Source organism: Rhodococcus sp. 114MFTsu3.1 (assembly GCF_000383555.1).
GTDB lineage: Bacteria > Actinomycetota > Actinomycetes > Mycobacteriales > Mycobacteriaceae > Rhodococcoides > Rhodococcoides fascians_E.
Genome location: NZ_KB911545.1, coordinates 116,495 through 133,689, shown reverse-complemented (window position 1 = coordinate 133,689; position 17,195 = coordinate 116,495). Strand labels below are relative to the sequence as shown.

Sequence of the window (17,195 nt, the reverse complement as noted above, 5' to 3'; positions counted from 1 at the left end):
GACAGACCCGTCGCGTGAGGGTTGACCGATTCAGCAACGCCGGTAATGGCCCGCGGCGACCGAAATGTGTATAAGTTCCTATCGACATGTGCGTCGGGGGGAGCACATTCGCACATTCACTGTGCCGCCTCCCACACACACCACCGTGTACGAAGCAAGTGGAGAGAACTCATGGCGTCTTTGATCTCGAAGGTGGCGGTGCTCGCAACAGCAGCCTCGCTGCTGACGCTCACCGCATGTTCCAGCGACAGCGGATCCAGTGATTCCGCATCCGAGAACACCGACGGCCGCGGACCCATCACCTACGTCGAAGGCAAGGACACCACCGAAACCGGTGTCGTCCGTCAGATCATCGAAGAGTGGAACGCGGCCAACCCGGACGAGCAGGTCACCTTCAAGGAACAGTCCAACGACGCCGACCAGGCACACGACGACCTGGTCCAGCACCTTCAGGCCGAGCAGAGCGACTACGACGTGATGGCTCTCGACGTCATCTGGACGGCCGAGTTCGCGGCGAAGGGTTGGCTCGTGCCGCTCGAGGGCGAGTTCGCGCTCGACAACGCCGGAATCCTCCCCTCGACGGTGGACAGCGCAACGTACAACGGCACCCAGTACGCGGCCCCGAAGAACACCAACGGCGGCCTGCTGTTCTACCGCACCGACCTCGTGCCCGCAGCCCCCACCACCTGGGACGAGCTCACGGCCAGCTGCACCGTCGCCGTGGAGAACAACATCGACTGCTACGCAGGACAGTTCGCGTCCTACGAGGGCCTGACGGTCAACGCGTCGGAGATCATCAACGCCCACGGCGGATCGTTCGTCGCCGAGGACGGCAAGACCCCGACCGTCGACTCCCCCGAAGCCAAGGCAGGCCTGCAGGCACTCGTGACGGCGTTCCAGAACAACGTCATCCCCGCCCAGGACACCACGTTCAAGGAGCCCGAGAGCCAGCAGGCATTCGAGGACGGCAAGGCGCTCTACCTGCGTAACTGGCCGTACGTCTACGGCACAGCAGCCAAGGAAGGCTCCGCAGTCGCCGGAAAGTACGGTGTCGCACCACTTCCCGGCGTCACCGGCGTCGGAACCTCCACCCTCGGCGGATACAACGCAGCGATCAGCGCGTTCTCGCAGAACAAGGCCACGGCCGCCGACTTCCTTCGCTTCCTCCAGGGTGAGCAGGCTCAGCGCATCATCGCCGAGGGCGCACTGCCTCCCGTGCTTGCATCGCTGTACGACGACCCGGCCCTCATCGCCGAGATGCCGTACCTCCCGGCCCTGAAGGAATCGATCGAGAACGCGGTCCCGCGTCCCGTCACGCCGTTCTACCCGGCAGTGTCGAAGGCCATCCAGGACAACACCGCCGCCGCGATCAAGGGTGAGAAGCAGGTCGACCAGGCTATCGCCGACATCCAGGCCGGCATCGAGTCCGCAGGCGCTAACTAAGCCTTCGGCTTTCGATTTCAGGAGAATTTCATGGCTCTACCTACTGGTGAACCCAGTGGGGCTGTAAACGTCGACGCGGCCGGGGGATCATCCTCCGGCCGCGGCGGGAGCGCAGCCAGCGGAGTGACTCCATCAGGTCGGCATGTGCGCACCGACAAGAAGAGGCGATTCGGGCTGAGTGCCGGGCGCGCCTGGTTGCTCATCGCCCCGACTCTGGTGATTCTCGCAATCGTCATCGCCTTTCCGGTAATTCGTGCCGTCGTCATGTCCTTCCAGAAGGACGCCGGTCTCGATCCCGCGACGGGAATGTTCGTCAAGGGCGGTAGCGCCGGATTCTCCAACTACACGCACTGGATCCTGCAGCAGTGCACGTCGGCGTCGGGCACGCTCGTCCCGTGCCCACCGGGCACCCTGGGCTCGCAGTTCTGGGGTGCGGTCGGCAACACGGCGTTCTTCACCGTCGTGACGGTGTCCATCGAGGTGGTCATCGGATTCGCGATGGCCGTCATCATGGGCAAGACGTTCGCCGGCCGTGCCTTGCTGCGTGCCGCCATTCTGATCCCGTGGGCGATCCCGACGGCGGTGACCGCCAAGCTCTGGTACTTCATCTTCAGCTACGACGGAATCGCCAACAAGCTTCTCGGCACACAGATCCTGTGGACGGGAGACGCGTGGCCGGCAAGGTTCGCGGTCATCATCGCCGACGTCTGGAAGACGACACCGTTCATGGCACTGCTGATTCTCGCAGGCCTGCAGATGATTCCGTCCGATGTGTACGAGGCAGCGCGCGTCGACGGGGCGTCCGCGTGGCAACGGTTCACCAAGATCACACTTCCGCTCGTCAAGCCCGCGCTGATGGTGGCCATTCTCTTCCGCACGATGGACGCGCTCCGGATGTACGACCTGCCCGCCATCCTCACCGAGGGCAACCCGGCGACGCGGACCATCTCGATTCTCGTGGTCGAGCAGATCCGGCAAGGGTTCAACGCAGCGGCGTCCCTGTCGACCATCTCGTTCGTCATGATCTTCATCGTCGCCTTCGTGCTCGTGAAATTCCTCGGCGCGAACGCGGTTGCCACACAGGAGAACCAAAGAAAAGGCACGATCCGATGAAGACCGCCCGTATCTACCTCGGCGTCGTGATCATCCTCGTATGGGGGCTCGCGCCGTTCTACTGGATGGCTGTCACTGCGTTCCGCGACCCGCGATACACGTTCGACACCACACCCTGGCCGACGCACGTGACCACGGAGAACTTCAGCAACGCTCTGTCCACGAGCAACGGAAACAACTTCCTCCGTGCAGTCGCCAACAGCCTGATCATCGGCGGCGTCACCACGTTCATCGCGCTGGTGATCGGAATCTTCTGCGCATACGCGCTGTCCCGCATCGACTTTCGATTCAAGTACATCGTCGTCGGCATCGTCCTGGGAGCATCGATGTTCCCCGTCGTCGCTCTGGTGACACCGCTGTTCCAGTTCTTCACGAACATCGGATGGATCGGCAGCTACCAGGCGATGATCATCCCCAACATCTCCTTCGTGCTGCCCCTGACCATCTACACACTGACGGCATTCTTCGCCGAACTGCCCTGGGAACTGGAAGAAGCCGCCCGCATCGACGGCGCCGGACGGTTCCAGGCATTCCGCCTGGTGTTGCTTCCGTTGGCCGCGCCGGCACTCTTCACCACCGCAATCCTCGCGTTCATCGCCGCAGTCAACGAGTACCTGCTCGCCAGCCAGCTCTCCAGCGACAAAACCGAACCCGTCACCGTGGCCATCGCACGCTTCTCCGGCAACGACCCACACGTCGTGCCGTATGCGGCGATCATGGCAGCGGGAACCATCGTCGCCATCCCACTGGTCGTCATGGTGCTGATCTTCCAGCGCCGCATCATCTCCGGACTCACCGCAGGCGGCGTGAAATCATGACCGCTCAGGATCACCTGCAGATCCTCGCCGGCATCCTCGGCTTCTTCGCACTGATGGCCTTCATCGCCGCAGTCGCAGGCATCCTCGGCGGAGACCCGCCCGTCTGGCCCTCCGTCCTTCTGCTCGGCCTCCTCGCCGCCCTGACCTACGTGGTGCGCAAAATCCGAGCCTGACGGCGGGTCACTCCGCCGGCTGCGCTCCTGCCCGATCGGGTCACTCCGCCGGCTCCGCTCCTGCCTGACCGGGTCACTCCGCCGGCTCCGCTCCTGCCTGACCGGGTCACTCCGCCGGCTCCGCTCCTGCCTGATCGGGTCACTCCGCCGGCTGCGCTCCTGCCTGATCGGGTCACTCCGCCGGCTGCGCTCCTGCCTTGAGCTTTGCCAGGGTCATGAAGATCGGCACGTCGCCGTCGAGGTCGATTTCCTTGCGCTGCAGGAATGCGTCGAGCAGTCCCCAGACCAGGGTTGTGAGTTGGTCGACGAAGTCGCCTGCGTCGAGTTCCGTGTCGTCCAGCCAGAGGTCGGTTGCGGCCAGGAGAGCCCCGACGGCGGCGCGGCACGCGTATTCGATGCCCGAGGTGTCGGCGTCGACCGAATCGAGAATCGTCTTCGCGACGGTGGCGAAGCGTGTCGCGATATCACGCCCGATGTCGAGGGGCGGAGCGATCGCAGGGTCTTCGGGAGTGGATCTGGACTGGGCGAGGAACCGGAAGACGTTGGGGTGGCGCCCCACCACATCCGCGTAACCGGAGATCGCATGTCGTAGCGCGGACACCGGTGCGTCGAGCAGGAAGTTGAAGTCGGATACGGCGAGCGTGTAGACCTCGTCGGCCATGCGCTGTGCCACGGCGCTGTACAGATCTGCCTTGTCCGCGAACTGCCGGTACAGCCTCGGCTTCGTGGCACCTGCCTCCCGCGCGATGTCGTTCATGCTCGGGTTCGGTCCGTGCGCGTCGATGACCCTGAACGTCGCGTCGACGAACTCCTCACGTGCCCTGGTTCTGCGGGCTTCGGGATCTCGCGAGGTAGGCATCTGGTCATTCTAGGTGTCGCCCCAGGTGGAGGCGGTCGTGTCTTGACACCTCCGCGGAGATTGTGGAGAGTTCACAGCAATGGCGTACCGGCGGTAACGTTAAACGTACTATCGGTACGGGGCGGATCGACGGGAACAAGCGGGGAGTGGGCATGACCATCGAGAAGGCGCGCGACCGAACACGCACCGTGCGTGTCGACGGTGCGGGGCTCTACGTGCAGGAGTTCGGCAACTTCGACGGCCCGGTGCTGGTGCTGGTGCACGGCTGGCCGGACACCCATCACCTGTGGGACGCGGTGGTCCCGTTGCTGACCGACAAGTTCCACGTCGTCACGTACGACACGCGTGGTCACGGCGAGTCCTTCGGTGACGGCACCGTCACGGAGATGACGCTCGAACAGTTGGCCGCGGATTTCATGGCCGTCGTCGACGCAGTGGCGGGGTCGATACCGGTGCACGTTCTCGCTCACGACTGGGGATCGGTTCAGGTGTGGGAGGCAATTTGCGAGCCGGGTGCCGACACCAGAATCGCGTCGTTCACCTCGATCTCGGGCCCGAGCCTCGACCATATGGGAATGTGGCTGCAGTCCACACCGACGAGCCCGAAAGCGCTGTGGCAGAAACTCACTCAGCTGGTCTCGGGTGCGTACACGCTGTTCTTCATGTCGGGGCCGCTGTCTCGGACTTTCTTCCGCATCTTCGGTAGGCGCTGGATCTGGTCGTTGCTGCTGCGCATCGTCGAACGCGTGGACAAGCGAAATCTCCATGTCGCGCCGACCCTGAACCGCGACATGGTCGACGGGTTGCGCATCTACCGCGCCAACGTCCTTCAGAAGGTCCTGAGGCCGACGGAGCGGTACACACACGTTCCGGTCCACTTGCTGGTCACGCGACGGGACCCTGCCATCAGACCCGCATCGTTCGACGGCATCGAGCGGTGGGTGTCACGGGTCAGCCGCACCGATGTGCGCTCCGGGCACTGGCTCCCCCTGAAGAACCCGGCTCTCGTCGCCGCCGAAACAACGAAGTTCGTGGAAAGGATCGATCGTGAACGATCACGACCCCGGTGAAGTGTCCTTGCAGGCACGTAACGTCGCCTTCGACTGGTCGGATACTCCGTTGCATTGGATGCCGAACGAGCCCATCGCCTCGCACAGTCTCAGCGCGTTGAATCTGTTACTCCCCGAGGGGGAGCGGTGGTTCTGCGCCACCTACACCGAAGCTCTCCCCCTGATCGCCGACGCGAAACTGCGCGAGGACGTCCTCGGCTTCATCGGGCAGGAAGCCATGCACGCCGAGACGCACAATGTGGTGTTGTACGACTACCTCGACGCACACGGCGTCGATCCGAGGCCGTTCACGTCGCACTCCGAATACTTGATGCGCAAGGTGCTCGGGCCTCGGCCGGCGCTGTCGGCGAGAGCCCAGAAGCAGCAGCTGGTCGGACGAATCGCGATGATCGGCGCGATCGAGCACCTGACGGCTTTTCTCGGTGACTACGCGCTGAACTCGAGATGGGACGACTTCGACGGCGACCCCGCGATGGTGGATCTCTATCGCTGGCACGGTGCCGAGGAAGTGGAGCACCGCAACGTCGCCCACGACGTGGCAACGTATTTCGGCGTCGGGTACTTCCGGCGAAACTTCTCGATGCTCATCGCCTTTATCGGCTTCATCGTACTGATGCTGCGCGGCACGCGATTCATCGTCCGCCAGGATCCGACGCTGACCGACCGGGGTTACCTCGTCCTGTGGCTGCAATGGTTGGGTGCGATGCGCAGAGGATCACTCCCGTCGCTCGCCCAGATGACGAAAGGCGTTGCACGGTACCTGAAACCGTCGTACACCCCGGAGGACGAGGGCGACACCGCCCAAGCCGTCGCCTATCTGGCGAAGTCCCCCGCTGCCCGATCGGCACTGCCGTGAACCTCCAGCTACCTGTACCGACCACGATGCCCGGTGACCTCTACGGTCGTCACGAACGGGACCCGCTCCTCCGAGTGCTGGAACGGGTCATGAACGCGCACATGGGCACGATGCGTCTACTGCATCGCAAGGAGTTCGTGGGCGCGACGGACGATCGGCGACTCGAGGTAGTCGTTTCCGAGCGTCGCATCGAGGCGTTCGACGAGAACGTCGTGAGCTTCGTTCTGTCGGCGGCGCACGGCGGCGAGCTACCGTCCTGGCGCGCAGGAGCGCACATCGACGTCGAGATGCCCTCGGGGAGGCTGCGTCAGTACTCTCTGTGCGGGGATCCCGCGGACAGCACCCGCTATCGCATTGCAGTGCGGCGCATTCCGGACGGCGGCGGCGGATCGATCGAGATGCACGACCTGGAGGTCGGCAGCAGTTTGACCGTCCGAGGTCCGCGAAACGCGTTCGCCTTCGCAGTTCCCGGTTTCGGATCACCCGCGGACAGTCTGCATTTCGTCGCAGGCGGGATCGGGATCACGCCGATTCTCCCGATGATGAGGCTGGCGCACCGACTGGGACTCGACTGGTCGATGGTCTACACCGGCAGAAGCCGAGAGTCGTTGCCGTTCCTGGGTGAACTCGACGAGTTCGGCGGCTCGGTGACGCTTCGAACCGACGATGTCGACGGAATCCCGACGTCGGAGATGTTGCTGGAAGGATCGCAGCCGGGAGCGGCGATCTACGCGTGCGGACCGATGCCGATGATCGGCACACTGCAACGCGGAGTCGACCCGGAGTCGGAATTTCACTTCGAAAGGTTCTCGGCACCACCGATTGTGAACGGCGTCGAATTCGAGGTGGTCCTCGCCAGTACCGGCGAACGGGTGACGGTCCCGGCGGACAGGTCGATCCTGGACGCGGTCATGCCGTTGCGCCCGGACGTCGCGTACTCCTGTCGTCAGGGCTTCTGCGGTACGTGCCGAGTCCCTGCAACGCACGCGCCCGACGGAATGCTGATCTGCACCGAGCGCACCGACGGGGACGAAGTGACCCTCGCCTTGTGAGCGGAGCCTGCGGAGTGACCTGCAGGCCACCGGGAGCGGAGCCTGCGGAGTGACCTGCAGGCCACCGGGAGTGGAGCCTGCGGAGTGACCCGCAGGCCACCGGGAGTGGAGCCTGCGGAGTGACCGTCAGGCTCCGCTCCACTCATGTGAGGGCCTAGGCGTCGATGATGAACGCTTCGAGCTGCTGGCGCGCGACGTCGTCGGCGAGCTGCTTGGGAGGGCTCTTCATCAGGTAGGCCGAAGCCGGGATGACCGGTCCACCGATGCCGCGGTCGAGGGCGATCTTGGCGGCGCGGACGGCGTCGATGATGACACCGGCCGAGTTGGGCGAGTCCCATACTTCGAGCTTGTACTCGAGGTTCAACGGCACGTCACCGAAGGCGCGGCCTTCGAGGCGGACGTACGCCCACTTGCGGTCGTCGAGCCAGCCGACGTGGTCGCTCGGCCCGATGTGGACGTCCTTCGTGTTGAATTCGCGCTGCAGGTTCGACGTGACGGCCTGGGTCTTGGAGATCTTCTTCGACTCGAGGCGGCTGCGCTCGAGCATGTTGAGGAAGTCCATGTTGCCGCCGACGTTGAGCTGCATGGTGCGGTCGAGCTGAACACCGCGATCCTCGAACAGCTTTGCCATGACGCGGTGCGTGATGGTGGCACCGACCTGGCTCTTGATGTCGTCGCCGACGATGGGAACGCCTGCGTCGACGAACTTCTGGGCCCAGACGGGGTCGCTGGCGATGAACACGGGCAGAGCGTTGACGAACGCGACACCGGCATCGATAGCGGCTTGTGCGTAGAACTTGTCTGCCTCTTCCGATCCCACGGGGAGGTAGGACACGAGCACGTCGACCTTGGCGTCGCGGAGGGCCTGGGCGACGTCCACCGCTTCGCCGTCGGCCTCGGTGATGGTCTCGCGGTAGTACTTTCCGAGCCCGTCGAGGGTCGGTCCGCGCAGAACCTGAACGTCCTTCGGCGGTACGTCGGCGATCTTGATGGTGTTGTTCTCGCTCGAGAAGATCGCGTCGGAGAGGTCGAATCCGACCTTCTTGGCGTCGACGTCGAACGCGGCGACGAATTCCACGTCGCGGACGTGGTACTTGCCGAACTTGACGTGCATGAGGCCGGGAACGGTGACGTTCTCGTCGGCGTCCTTGTAGTACTCGACGCCTTGGACGAGCGACGCGGCGCAGTTGCCCACACCCACGATGGCTACCCGGATGGCGTTGCCGTCCGAAGTGTTGTTGTTCTCACCCATGTTCGGGTTCTCCTTCTTTGTTCGTAACGCTTTTCGGGTTGGGCGTGGCGGTCGGGCCCGCCTGCTCGGCAGCGATCACTTCGTTGAGCCAGCGGACTTCTCGTTCGCTGGATTCGAGTCCGAGCTGATGTAACTGACGGGTGTAGCGGTCGAGCGTCCCGCTGGCTCGATCCACCGCTTCGCGGAGCCCTTCTCTGCGCTCCTCGACTTGACGACGTCTGCCTTCGAGGATGCGCAGCCGCGCTTCCGCCGGCGTCCGGCTGAAGAAGGCGAGATGCACGCCGAAACCGTCGTCCGTGTAGTTCTGCGGTCCCGTGTCCGCAACGAGCTCGGCGAATCTCTGCTTGCCCTTGGGTGTGAGCTCGTAGACCCGACGTGCTCGCCGCTTCACGAGTGTGTCCGGACCGTCGTTCTCGGCGATCAGCCCATCCGCCTGTAGGCGGCGCAGGGCCGGGTAGAGCGAACCGTAGGAGAACGCTCTGAATGCTCCGAGGAGTCCGGTCAGTCGTTTACGCAGCTCGTATCCGTGCATCGGGGATTGAAGTAGCAGACCGAGAATTGCCAGCTCGAGCATGCCTACCTCTCCCCTCGACGTGTAGTCGTGCACCTGATGCGGTTCCCGAGCATATACACAAAATGTATCGGCTCGATATATGTACATACATCTATACAAGTCATAATGTAAGGACATTAATCTAAAGCGCAGATTCCTGCCGATGCAGGTGAAGGGGTCAGCCGGAGTACGGCGAGACGCGCACGATGTTGCCCGCGAGATCCGCCACGATCCGGCCGCCGCGACGGTCGGCGTCGTACGCCGTCACTGCAATCTGCGGAACGCCGTCGTCGGTGTCGATGGTCACCCAGTCGGCAACTGCATCGGGAACCCCCACGGCCGCCGGTGCTCCGGCGATCAGACCGGCCACGACGCCTGAGTCGACGAGCGTCCAATCGAACGGAATCTCCGACGGATCCAGCAGGTCGGTGGTGCGATACACCTCGAAACCGCCCGCGACGAAGACGCGTTCCCGACGCCCGTCGGCCGAGACTCGGTAGACGTCCGCGCGGTTGTCGTCGTCGACCTGAATGCTCAACTCCAGGACCTCGGTCGTTCCGAAACGTTCGATGTACCGATTGCGGAAGTCCTCGAGGCCCGCGGCGGTGTCGAAGACGAACGGCTGCGCGACGATCGGCGTCACGTCCGCCGGCAGCGGCATCGACGGTTGCGAGGGTGGTGACACCGTCGTCTCCTGTTGCGCTACAACGGGTTCCTCCTCGGAGTCTCGGGTCGCGAAGAACAGTGCCAACCCGGCGGCGATGATCACGACGGATCCGAGAGCGAGAAACACGCGGGGTTTCGGCGCGGACCGTCGGGCAACGGGTTCGGGGAGATCGACGTCGAGTTGCAGATCGCTGACCAGACGGTGCAGTTCGTCCAAGGTCACCGCGTTGCGGGCCCGTTCGCTGCGCAGACGATGCTCGCCGAAGGACAGCTGACCGTCGGCGTAGGCCGTGTCGAGCGCCGACGCGGTGAGCGCGCGGTCGATGTCGCGTGCGCGGAATGCGGTGGAACGGTATTTCGCCGCCATGAGAGTCCTACTTCCCGAACTGGAACGGGGTCACGTACAAGAAGTTGCCTGCCGGATCGACCGACATGGTGCCGCTTTCCTCGTCGGTGTTGTCTGCGCTGATCAACACCTCGGGACCGTCGGACTCACCTCGCATCTGAATGTTGAGGCTGTCGATCCTCGACAGATTCAGGCTCGCCGCAGCTCCGGCCACGACGGCAGCCAACTTCGGTAGGTCGACCGTCGCGAGATCGATCTGCTGCTGATCCGCCCGCCTGGACGTCGACCAGTCCTCGTCGAATTCGAGCACGCCGTCGCGGAAGTCGTAGGTGACCTGCTTCTGCGGCGCCCCGGGCGCGGGCATCCTGAGGATCGCGTAGGACTCGTACAGACCGAGACTGTCCACGACGGTGGTGCCCGTCCGAGCCTGCAGAGCGGCTGCGATATCCGCCACGATGGCGGGGTTCTGGTAGCCCATCTCACCGTAGGTGGCGACGGGGTCGCCCTCCGCAGCGCACGACCTGACACCGAACGTGATCGCGACGGCCGCTGCCACCAGCGGAATCGCGACCGCGAAGAACCCCAGGCGCGACGACCTCGCCGTGCGAACCGGATGTACCAGCTCGATCGGGTCGGCCATGGGAGCAAGGTCGGTCTCGTTCTGCAGGTCCTCGATGAGCGAGTGCAGATCCGCCAGCGTCTCCGCTTCCATCGCCAGGTCGATACGCGCCGCGTGCTCCTCCTCGGACAATTGACCGTCGGCCCGGGCCTCGTCGAGAGTGGCGCATGCCTGAGTTCGGTCGGTATCCCTCGCCCGGGTGGAGGGCGGAAGTCGCGTCGGCACAGGTGGAGCATAGTTTCGGGTCCCCGAATTGCCCAGATGCGGTGACACCGGCGCCCACCCGTCGGCGGCCGCACGTACTCTGGTTCTCGTGCGACTTCAGCGACAGGTGGTGGACTACGCCCTTCAGCGACGGTCGCTGCTTGCCGAGGTGTACTCGGGCAGGACCGGAGTGAGCGCCGTGTGCGACGCCGATCCCTATCTGCTCCGGGCCGCCAAGTTCCACGGCCGCGGCAGCGACGTCGTCTGCCCGATCTGCAGGAAGGAACAGCTCACCCACGTCTCCTGGGTGTTCGGCGAGAAACTGGGCCCACTGTCCGGGTCCGCTCGCACCGCGGACGAGCTGGTACGCCTCGCCGCGACGCAGGAGGAATTCTCCGTCCACGTGGTGGAGGTCTGCAGGTCCTGCAGCTGGAACCACCTCGTGCAGTCCTATGTCCTCGGCGCCGTGCCCGCGCCCAAGCAACCGCGACGGTCCCGGTCCAATTCTCGCGGACCTGGCCGTCGAACAGCGAGCGAGTGACACAATCGCATGCGCTGACCGACCCCGGTCTTCCATGTGAGTAGTGCCCGCCCAAGACCACTGGAGTTCTGTACGTGAGTTCCCCCTACGACAACACCCCCGGCGGTAGCTCCGGGGATCGTGACCCGTCCAGGCGCCCACCGAACGTGCCTCCCGGCACCTCCGGTCGTCCGCCGGGCCCACGTCCCCCGATGCCACCCCCCGGGCGTCGTCCGGCAGGACCTCCCCCCGGTGTCAGGCGCGACGCGCAAGGCCGTCCTCTCGGCCCACCGCCCGGGCCCCCGCCCCTGCGTCGTGACGCCCAGGGTCGGCCGATTCCGCCGAATCCACGCCCCCCGGCACGTGACGCCCAAGGGCGCCCTCTGCAGAACCCGCCTCCCGGTCGTCCCCCGCTGCCGAACGCCCGGCAGGATGTCCGACGCCCTGCCGCCGGTCCGCCGCCTCCCGTTCCACCATCCAATCTTCCGCCGACCGGACCTCCGGACGACGGTGTTCCACGCTCTTCGGGCAACGAACCGCCCGAACCGCCCGAGAGAGGTTCCGCCGCGAAAACGAAGAAGAAGTCCAAGTGGCGCACAGTTCGACGGACCTTGTACGTGCTGGTCGCGTTGGGTCTGATCGTTCCGATCCTCACCTTCATGGTGGCGTACACCGTCGAGGACGTCCCTCGTCCCGGCGACATCAAGACCAATCAGGTGGCGACGATTCTCGCCTCCGACGGCACCACCGAGCTGGGCCGGGTCGTCCCACCTGAAGGCAACCGGACCGACGTCACGATCGACCAGATCCCGCTGCACGTGCGCAACGCCGTGCTGTCGGCGGAGGATCGTGACTTCTACTCCAACCCCGGCTTCTCGATCACCGGCTTCGGTCGCGCGTTGCGCGACAACGTGCTGGGCCGCGACAGCGCCGGCGGTGGCTCGACCATCACTCAGCAGTACGTGAAGAACGCACTCGTCGGATCCGAGCGCACTCTGACTCGAAAGATGCGTGAGCTCGTCATCTCCTCGAAGATGGCTCGCCAGTGGTCCAAGGACGACATCCTGGCCGCGTACTTGAACACGATCTACTTCGGTCGCGGTGCGTACGGCATCGCGGCAGCGTCGACGGCGTACTTCGGCAAGCCGGTCGACCAGCTGACGATCGAAGAAGGTGCCGTCCTCGCCGCGACGATTCAGCAGCCCTCCGGCTTGGACCCCGAGTTCAATCCCGAGGGTGCCCAGTCGCGGTGGAACTACGTGCTCGACGGCATGGTCAGCCAGGGCAACATCGATCAGGCTCAGCGCGCAGCCATGGTCTATCCGCCATGGATCCCCAGCTCGGCTGCATCGAACGACGACACCGACAGCGGCCCCAACGGACTGATCAAGGCGCAGGTTCTCCGCGAACTGTCCGCCGCGGGAGTCAGTGAGCAGGACCTGAACACCGAAGGCCTGCAGATCACCACGACGATCGACCCGGCCGCGCAAGCGGCCGCCATCGACGCGGTGAACAGCAATCTCGAAGGAGAGCCGGGCGACCTGCGCACTGCATCGGTGTCCATCGATCCCAGAACCGGCGCGGTCAAGTCGTACTACGGCGGCGCCGACGGCCGTGGATTCGACTTCGCGCAGTCCGGTCTGCAGACGGGCTCGTCCTTCAAAGTGTTCGGTCTCGCCGCGGCGCTCGACCAAGGCATCCCGCTGTCGCAGATGTACGACAGCTCCCCGCTGACGGTCAACGGCATCTCCATCGGCAACGTCGAGGGCGAGTCCTGCGGAACGTGCACCATCGCAGAGGCACTCAAACGATCCTTGAACACGAGCTTCTATCGCATGCAGCTCGCCATGGACAACGGCCCCCAGTCCATCGCGGACATGGCGCACAAACTGGGTGTCGCCGAGGAAATTCCAGGCGTCGGACCCACGCTGACCGAAGGCGACGGCGTCGGACCCAACAACGGGATCGTCCTCGGGCAGTACCAGTCACGCGTCATCGACATGGCTTCCGCCTACGCCACCCTCGCCGCATCGGGCGTCTACCACGCACCGCACTTCGTGCAACGCGTCGTGACGGCCGACGGCACCGTCCTCCTCGATCGAGGCGCCGAGCCCGGCCAGCAGGTCGTCCCCGCTGCAGTGGCGGACAACGTCACCGCCGCGATGCGTCCCATTGCCGGATACTCGAACGGGCACAACCTCGCCGGTGGACGACAGTCCGCAGCGAAGACGGGCACGGCGCAGCTCGGCGACACCGGCGAGAACAAGGATGCCTGGATGGTGGGTTACACCCCGTCGCTGTCCACCGCCGTATGGGTCGGTACCGAGCAGGGGCTGCCGCTGCAGAACAGCTACGGCGGCTCGATCTATGGCTCCGGAATTCCGTCGGACATCTGGAAGGACACGATGGACGGAACCCTCGAAGGAACGACCAACGAGACGTTCCCGACGCCTGAGCCCATCGCGGGACAGGCAGGCGTGCCGCAGTATTCGGCGCCGGCCGCGCCGACGACCGTCGCGCCGACGTCCGAGCCTCCGCCCATCACACTGCCGATCCCGACGGAGATCTCGCCGCCCGTGGTGATCACCCCGCGGCAGGTGGAAATCCTGCCTGGCGTGACCATCCCGCTACCCGGACTGGCGCCCGCTCCGACGCCGGAGACTCCTGCCGAACCGGAGGCTCCAGCGCAGGAACCCGAACCGGCCCCGGGCCGGTAACCTGTCCGGAGTGAGCGACAGCAACCCCGGCACCCCCGTCGAACGCAGGGTTGCAAGTCCGGGGCCGCTCGCGCCGGATCTTCGCTCGAACAGTGCCCGGGATCTACCCGCCACGTCGGACCCGATGGCGGCCGAACTCACGGCCGCCATCGGAGGCCCCGCCGGTCGGCACGCGCTGATCGGCAGGCAACGCTTCTTCACCCCGCTGCGGGTTCTGTTGCTGCTCGCCGTCGTGTTTCTCGCGTTCGGCTGGTTCGCGAAGGCAGGCTGTATTCAACAGGCCCCCAACGGTCCCGACGGCGAGCTCGGGCTCGACTGGAGCGGCAGCCGTCAGTACGTGGCAATGTGCTACTCCGACACCGTGCCGTTGTTCGGAGCCGAACGTCTCGACGAAGGCGCCTTCCCGTACAAGAAGTCCTGGGAGGAAGTAGCTGCCGACGGCACAATCCAGATCCGCTACATGGAGTACCCGGTGCTGTCCGGGCTGTACCAGTACGGGTCGATGGTCGTGGCCGAGGCATGGAGTTCGGTGTCCTGGTTGCCGCAAGCGCTCCCGGTCGCCGTCTACTTCAACGTCGTCGTCATCGGCTTGGCGATCGCCTGGCTGGTGACGGTGTGGGCCACCGCCATATCCGCCGGACGCAGAATATGGGACGCCGCCCTCGTTGCCGCGTCACCACTCGTCGTGGTACACGGCTTCACCAATTTCGACGCTCTCGCAACCGCTTTCGCCGCCGGCGCCCTCCTCGCCTGGGGCCGTAAGAGACCGATCCTCGCAGGTGTTCTGCTGGGGCTCGGCGGCGCCGCCAAGCTGTATCCCCTCCTGCTGCTCGGACCGCTCCTCGTACTGTGTTGGCGCGCCGGCAAGATGAGGGAATGGGGACAAGCCACCTGTGCGGCCGTCGCCGCCTGGCTCGCCGTCAATCTTCCCATCGCACTGCTCTATCCGAGCGGATGGTACGAGTTCTTCCGCCTCAACTCCGCCCGCGGCGCCGACCCCGACTCGATCTACAACGTCATCACGTCCTTCACGGGCTGGGGAGGCTTCGACGGCACCCTCTACCCCGGCGACAAACCGTTGGTACTCAACGCCGTCACCCTCGGACTCTTCGCAATCGTCTGCGTCGCAATCGCCTACATCGCAGTCAACGCCCCTATGCGCCCCAGGCTGGCGCAACTCTGCTTTCTCGTCGTCGCGGGATTCCTCCTGACCAACAAAGTCTGGAGCCCCCAGTACTCCCTCTGGCTCGTACCGCTCGCCGTCCTCGCACTACCGCACCGCCGACTCCTCCTCGCCTGGATGACCGTCGACGCCCTCATCTGGTTCCCGCGGATGTACTACTACCTCGGCATCGGCAACAAAGGCGTGCCCGAGCAATGGTTCACCGCCGCAATCGTTCTCCGCGACATCGCCGTCATCGGCCTCTGCGCACTCGTCGTCCGGCAGATCTACCGACCCCAGGAAGACCTCATCCGCCGCAACGGCACCGACGACCCCATCGGCGGCGTCCTCGACCACACCCGCGACGTCCACCGCGTCTCCACCGGTACCCCTGCAACCCAGCCACCCGGGGACCGAACGGTTCATTCGGTCACTTGGAGTGACTGAACGGCACGTTCGCTCCGGCGGGATGCGGGCGGCGGCGGGGCGAGGTTGTCAGGGCCGGATGTAGGGCCCGAGTTGAGGGACGGCTTCGCCGGCGTGTTTGGCGTTGATGCCTTCGCCGATGGCCTGGAGTTTCCAGTTGCCGCCGTCGCGGTAGACCTTGGCCATGACGAGGCCGGTGAACGGCATGCCGCCTTGCAGGGTGAAGCGTGCGAGTTCGGCGTTGTTGGTGTCGTCGACGAGCCGGCAGAAGGCGTTCTGGATCTGCTCGAACGTCTGCCCTCGGTAGGAGGTCACGGTGAAGACGATGGCCGTGACCTGCGGGGGTACGCGGGTGAGGTCGACGTTCACTACCTCGTCGTCGCCTTCTCCTTCGCCGGTGAGGTTGTCACCCTGGTGCAGGATGGATCCGTCCTTGGCGCGGAGTTGACCGTAGTAGACGACGTCGGCGACGTTGTTTCCGGCGAACATGATGGCCGACGCGTCGAGGTCGACGTTGCCGCCTTTGCCGCCCCCGCCGAAGAAGCTGGTCTTCTTCGGTGCCTGGACTGGGTCCCAGCCGAGTCCCATGCGGATGATGGTCAGCGCGACTCCGCCGTCCTTCTTCAGCGTGACCTTCTGGCCTTTGCTGAGGCTGACGGGGCGTGCTTTCGTGAGGTTGACCTCGGGTGGACCTGCCGGCGCGGCCGGTGGTGGCGGCACGGGCGCGGCCGCCGGAGCGGGTGGTGGTGTTGCGGCGGGAGGCGGTGTCGGTGCTGCGGGGGCAGCCGGCGCGTCGTCGACGGATACGCCGTGGTCGGTCACCAGGGCTGCGAACCCGCCGGCATACCCCTGCCCGACGGCGCGGACCTTCCATGCTCCGGAACGACGGTAGATCTCGACTGCGATGACGATGGACTCGCTGCTCAGGCCGTCGATGGTGTAGTGGTAGAGGGGATTTCCCTGACCGTCGCTCACGTACGCAGCCGGGGGTGCGGACCGGCCGAAGTTGGACGATGCATCCTCGAGCGTGATGACCGCGCGAATCTGCTCGATGTCCGCCGGTATCTGCGCGAGCGACACGGCGAGCTGTGCCGGTTGCCCGGCTTGGCCGGAGACCAGCCGAACGCCAGGTCCGGTCGGCTGGTTGAAGAAGACGAAGTCTGCGTCGGTTCGCACCTTTCCGTCCGCTGTCACCAGTAGGGCGGACAGGTCGGCGGGTGCGGACAGTTGCACAGAGACGAGAACATCGGCTGCTGTGATCGGGCCGTTCTGACCCTTTGCCAAGGGTTGGCCGGGAGCAGACATGAAAGAAGTCCTTCGGTCGGATGCGGATGCTGCACACCAAT

The 17,195-nt window shown here is 65.1% G+C and carries 16 protein-coding genes; 10 read left to right on the top strand and 6 right to left on the bottom strand.

Annotation, left to right across the window (positions count from 1 at the left end; translation table 11 throughout):
• Nucleotides 1-171 precede the first annotated feature (171 nt).
• From H292_RS0103610 to H292_RS28345, 4 genes are read left to right on the top strand one after another with little or no spacing between them, the layout of a single operon-like run.
• Nucleotides 172-1,443, top strand: coding sequence for an ABC transporter substrate-binding protein (locus H292_RS0103610; RefSeq protein WP_019665128.1), 1,272 nt, complete (start codon nucleotides 172-174; stop codon nucleotides 1,441-1,443).
• Nucleotides 1,444-1,473: 30 nt separating this feature from the next.
• Nucleotides 1,474-2,556, top strand: a complete 1,083-nt coding sequence (locus H292_RS0103605) for a carbohydrate ABC transporter permease (RefSeq protein ID WP_027498587.1) — start codon at nucleotides 1,474-1,476, stop codon at nucleotides 2,554-2,556.
• The gene (locus H292_RS0103600; RefSeq protein ID WP_020110449.1) at nucleotides 2,553-3,374 is read left to right on the top strand and encodes a carbohydrate ABC transporter permease; all 822 of its coding nucleotides are present in this window, start codon (nucleotides 2,553-2,555) and stop codon (nucleotides 3,372-3,374) included. The genes H292_RS0103605 and H292_RS0103600 overlap by 4 nt, the downstream gene beginning before the upstream one ends.
• The gene (locus tag H292_RS28345; protein WP_020110448.1) at nucleotides 3,371-3,547 is read left to right on the top strand and encodes a hypothetical protein; all 177 of its coding nucleotides are present in this window, start codon (nucleotides 3,371-3,373) and stop codon (nucleotides 3,545-3,547) included. Before H292_RS0103600 ends, H292_RS28345 begins: the two co-directional genes overlap by 4 nt.
• A 172-nt stretch (nucleotides 3,548-3,719) precedes the next feature.
• Here H292_RS28345 and H292_RS0103590 read toward each other — a convergent pair whose 3' ends face one another.
• Nucleotides 3,720-4,406 carry a TetR/AcrR family transcriptional regulator gene (locus H292_RS0103590; protein WP_020110447.1) on the bottom strand — a complete coding sequence of 229 codons (687 nt, stop codon included), beginning with the start codon at nucleotides 4,404-4,406 and terminating at the stop codon, nucleotides 3,720-3,722.
• 152 nt (nucleotides 4,407-4,558) lie between these two features.
• Between H292_RS0103590 and H292_RS0103585 the strand changes: the two genes are divergently transcribed.
• The 3 genes from H292_RS0103585 to H292_RS0103575 are packed head-to-tail and all read left to right on the top strand — an operon-like array spanning nucleotide 4,559 to nucleotide 7,384.
• On the top strand, nucleotides 4,559-5,476 hold the full coding sequence (locus H292_RS0103585; protein ID WP_051127723.1) for an alpha/beta fold hydrolase: 918 nt from the start codon (nucleotides 4,559-4,561) through the stop codon (nucleotides 5,474-5,476).
• On the top strand, nucleotides 5,454-6,332 hold the full coding sequence (locus H292_RS0103580) for a metal-dependent hydrolase (RefSeq protein ID WP_020110445.1): 879 nt from the start codon (nucleotides 5,454-5,456) through the stop codon (nucleotides 6,330-6,332). The genes H292_RS0103585 and H292_RS0103580 overlap by 23 nt, the downstream gene beginning before the upstream one ends.
• Nucleotides 6,329-7,384 (top strand): PDR/VanB family oxidoreductase, encoded by a 1,056-nt coding sequence (locus H292_RS0103575; protein WP_020110444.1) that lies wholly within the window; start codon nucleotides 6,329-6,331, stop codon nucleotides 7,382-7,384. Before H292_RS0103580 ends, H292_RS0103575 begins: the two co-directional genes overlap by 4 nt.
• Before the next feature lie 154 nt (nucleotides 7,385-7,538).
• On the opposite strand, the gene H292_RS0103570 is transcribed toward H292_RS0103575, so the two are convergent.
• From H292_RS0103570 to H292_RS0103555, 4 genes are all read right to left on the bottom strand, one after another.
• Nucleotides 7,539-8,636: an inositol-3-phosphate synthase gene (locus H292_RS0103570; RefSeq protein WP_019665136.1), complete on the bottom strand. Its 1,098-nt coding sequence runs from the start codon at nucleotides 8,634-8,636 to the stop codon at nucleotides 7,539-7,541.
• Nucleotides 8,629-9,210: a PadR family transcriptional regulator gene (locus tag H292_RS0103565; protein WP_019665137.1), complete on the bottom strand. Its 582-nt coding sequence runs from the start codon at nucleotides 9,208-9,210 to the stop codon at nucleotides 8,629-8,631. The genes H292_RS0103570 and H292_RS0103565 overlap by 8 nt, the downstream gene beginning before the upstream one ends.
• Before the next feature lie 157 nt (nucleotides 9,211-9,367).
• Nucleotides 9,368-10,222: a DUF1707 SHOCT-like domain-containing protein gene (locus H292_RS0103560; protein ID WP_019665138.1), complete on the bottom strand. Its 855-nt coding sequence runs from the start codon at nucleotides 10,220-10,222 to the stop codon at nucleotides 9,368-9,370.
• A gap of 7 nt (nucleotides 10,223-10,229) precedes the next feature.
• Nucleotides 10,230-11,045, bottom strand: coding sequence for a DUF1707 SHOCT-like domain-containing protein (locus H292_RS0103555; protein WP_080738070.1), 816 nt, complete (start codon nucleotides 11,043-11,045; stop codon nucleotides 10,230-10,232).
• 88 nt (nucleotides 11,046-11,133) lie between these two features.
• Here H292_RS0103555 and H292_RS0103550 point away from each other — a divergent pair, with 88 nt between their 5' ends.
• The 3 genes from H292_RS0103550 (at nucleotide 11,134) to H292_RS0103540 (ending at nucleotide 15,870) form a co-directional block, all read left to right on the top strand.
• Complete coding sequence (locus H292_RS0103550; RefSeq protein ID WP_026347800.1) at nucleotides 11,134-11,565, top strand: DUF5318 domain-containing protein; 432 nt, start codon at nucleotides 11,134-11,136, stop codon at nucleotides 11,563-11,565.
• 191 nt (nucleotides 11,566-11,756) lie between these two features.
• On the top strand, nucleotides 11,757-14,261 hold the full coding sequence (locus tag H292_RS0103545) for a transglycosylase domain-containing protein (protein WP_371828066.1): 2,505 nt from the start codon (nucleotides 11,757-11,759) through the stop codon (nucleotides 14,259-14,261).
• A 10-nt stretch (nucleotides 14,262-14,271) separates the two neighbouring features.
• Complete coding sequence (locus tag H292_RS0103540; protein WP_179276775.1) at nucleotides 14,272-15,870, top strand: glycosyltransferase family 87 protein; 1,599 nt, start codon at nucleotides 14,272-14,274, stop codon at nucleotides 15,868-15,870.
• A 48-nt stretch (nucleotides 15,871-15,918) separates the two neighbouring features.
• Here the strand turns inward: H292_RS0103540 and H292_RS0103535 are convergent, their stop codons facing one another.
• Entirely contained in the window at nucleotides 15,919-17,154 is a 1,236-nt protein-coding gene (locus H292_RS0103535) for a TerD family protein (RefSeq protein ID WP_170947517.1), read from the bottom strand.
• Nucleotides 17,155-17,195 lie beyond the last annotated feature (41 nt).

Excerpts from the sequence above, each read along its gene's own strand:
- H292_RS0103610 (WP_019665128.1), top strand. The coding sequence starts at position 172 with ATGGCGTCTTTGATCTCGAAGGTGGCGGTGCTCGCAACAGCAGCCTCG.
- H292_RS0103605 (WP_027498587.1), top strand. The coding sequence starts at position 1,474 with ATGGCTCTACCTACTGGTGAACCCAGTGGGGCTGTAAACGTCGACGCG.
- H292_RS0103600 (WP_020110449.1), top strand. The coding sequence starts at position 2,553 with ATGAAGACCGCCCGTATCTACCTCGGCGTCGTGATCATCCTCGTATGG.
- H292_RS28345 (WP_020110448.1), top strand. The coding sequence starts at position 3,371 with ATGACCGCTCAGGATCACCTGCAGATCCTCGCCGGCATCCTCGGCTTC.
- H292_RS0103590 (WP_020110447.1), bottom strand. The coding sequence starts at position 4,406 with ATGCCTACCTCGCGAGATCCCGAAGCCCGCAGAACCAGGGCACGTGAG.
- H292_RS0103585 (WP_051127723.1), top strand. The coding sequence starts at position 4,559 with ATGACCATCGAGAAGGCGCGCGACCGAACACGCACCGTGCGTGTCGAC.
- H292_RS0103570 (WP_019665136.1), bottom strand. The coding sequence starts at position 8,636 with ATGGGTGAGAACAACAACACTTCGGACGGCAACGCCATCCGGGTAGCC.
- H292_RS0103565 (WP_019665137.1), bottom strand. The coding sequence starts at position 9,210 with ATGCTCGAGCTGGCAATTCTCGGTCTGCTACTTCAATCCCCGATGCAC.
- H292_RS0103560 (WP_019665138.1), bottom strand. The coding sequence starts at position 10,222 with ATGGCGGCGAAATACCGTTCCACCGCATTCCGCGCACGCGACATCGAC.
- H292_RS0103545 (WP_371828066.1), top strand. The coding sequence starts at position 11,757 with ATGCCACCCCCCGGGCGTCGTCCGGCAGGACCTCCCCCCGGTGTCAGG.
- H292_RS0103535 (WP_170947517.1), bottom strand. The coding sequence starts at position 17,154 with ATGTCTGCTCCCGGCCAACCCTTGGCAAAGGGTCAGAACGGCCCGATC.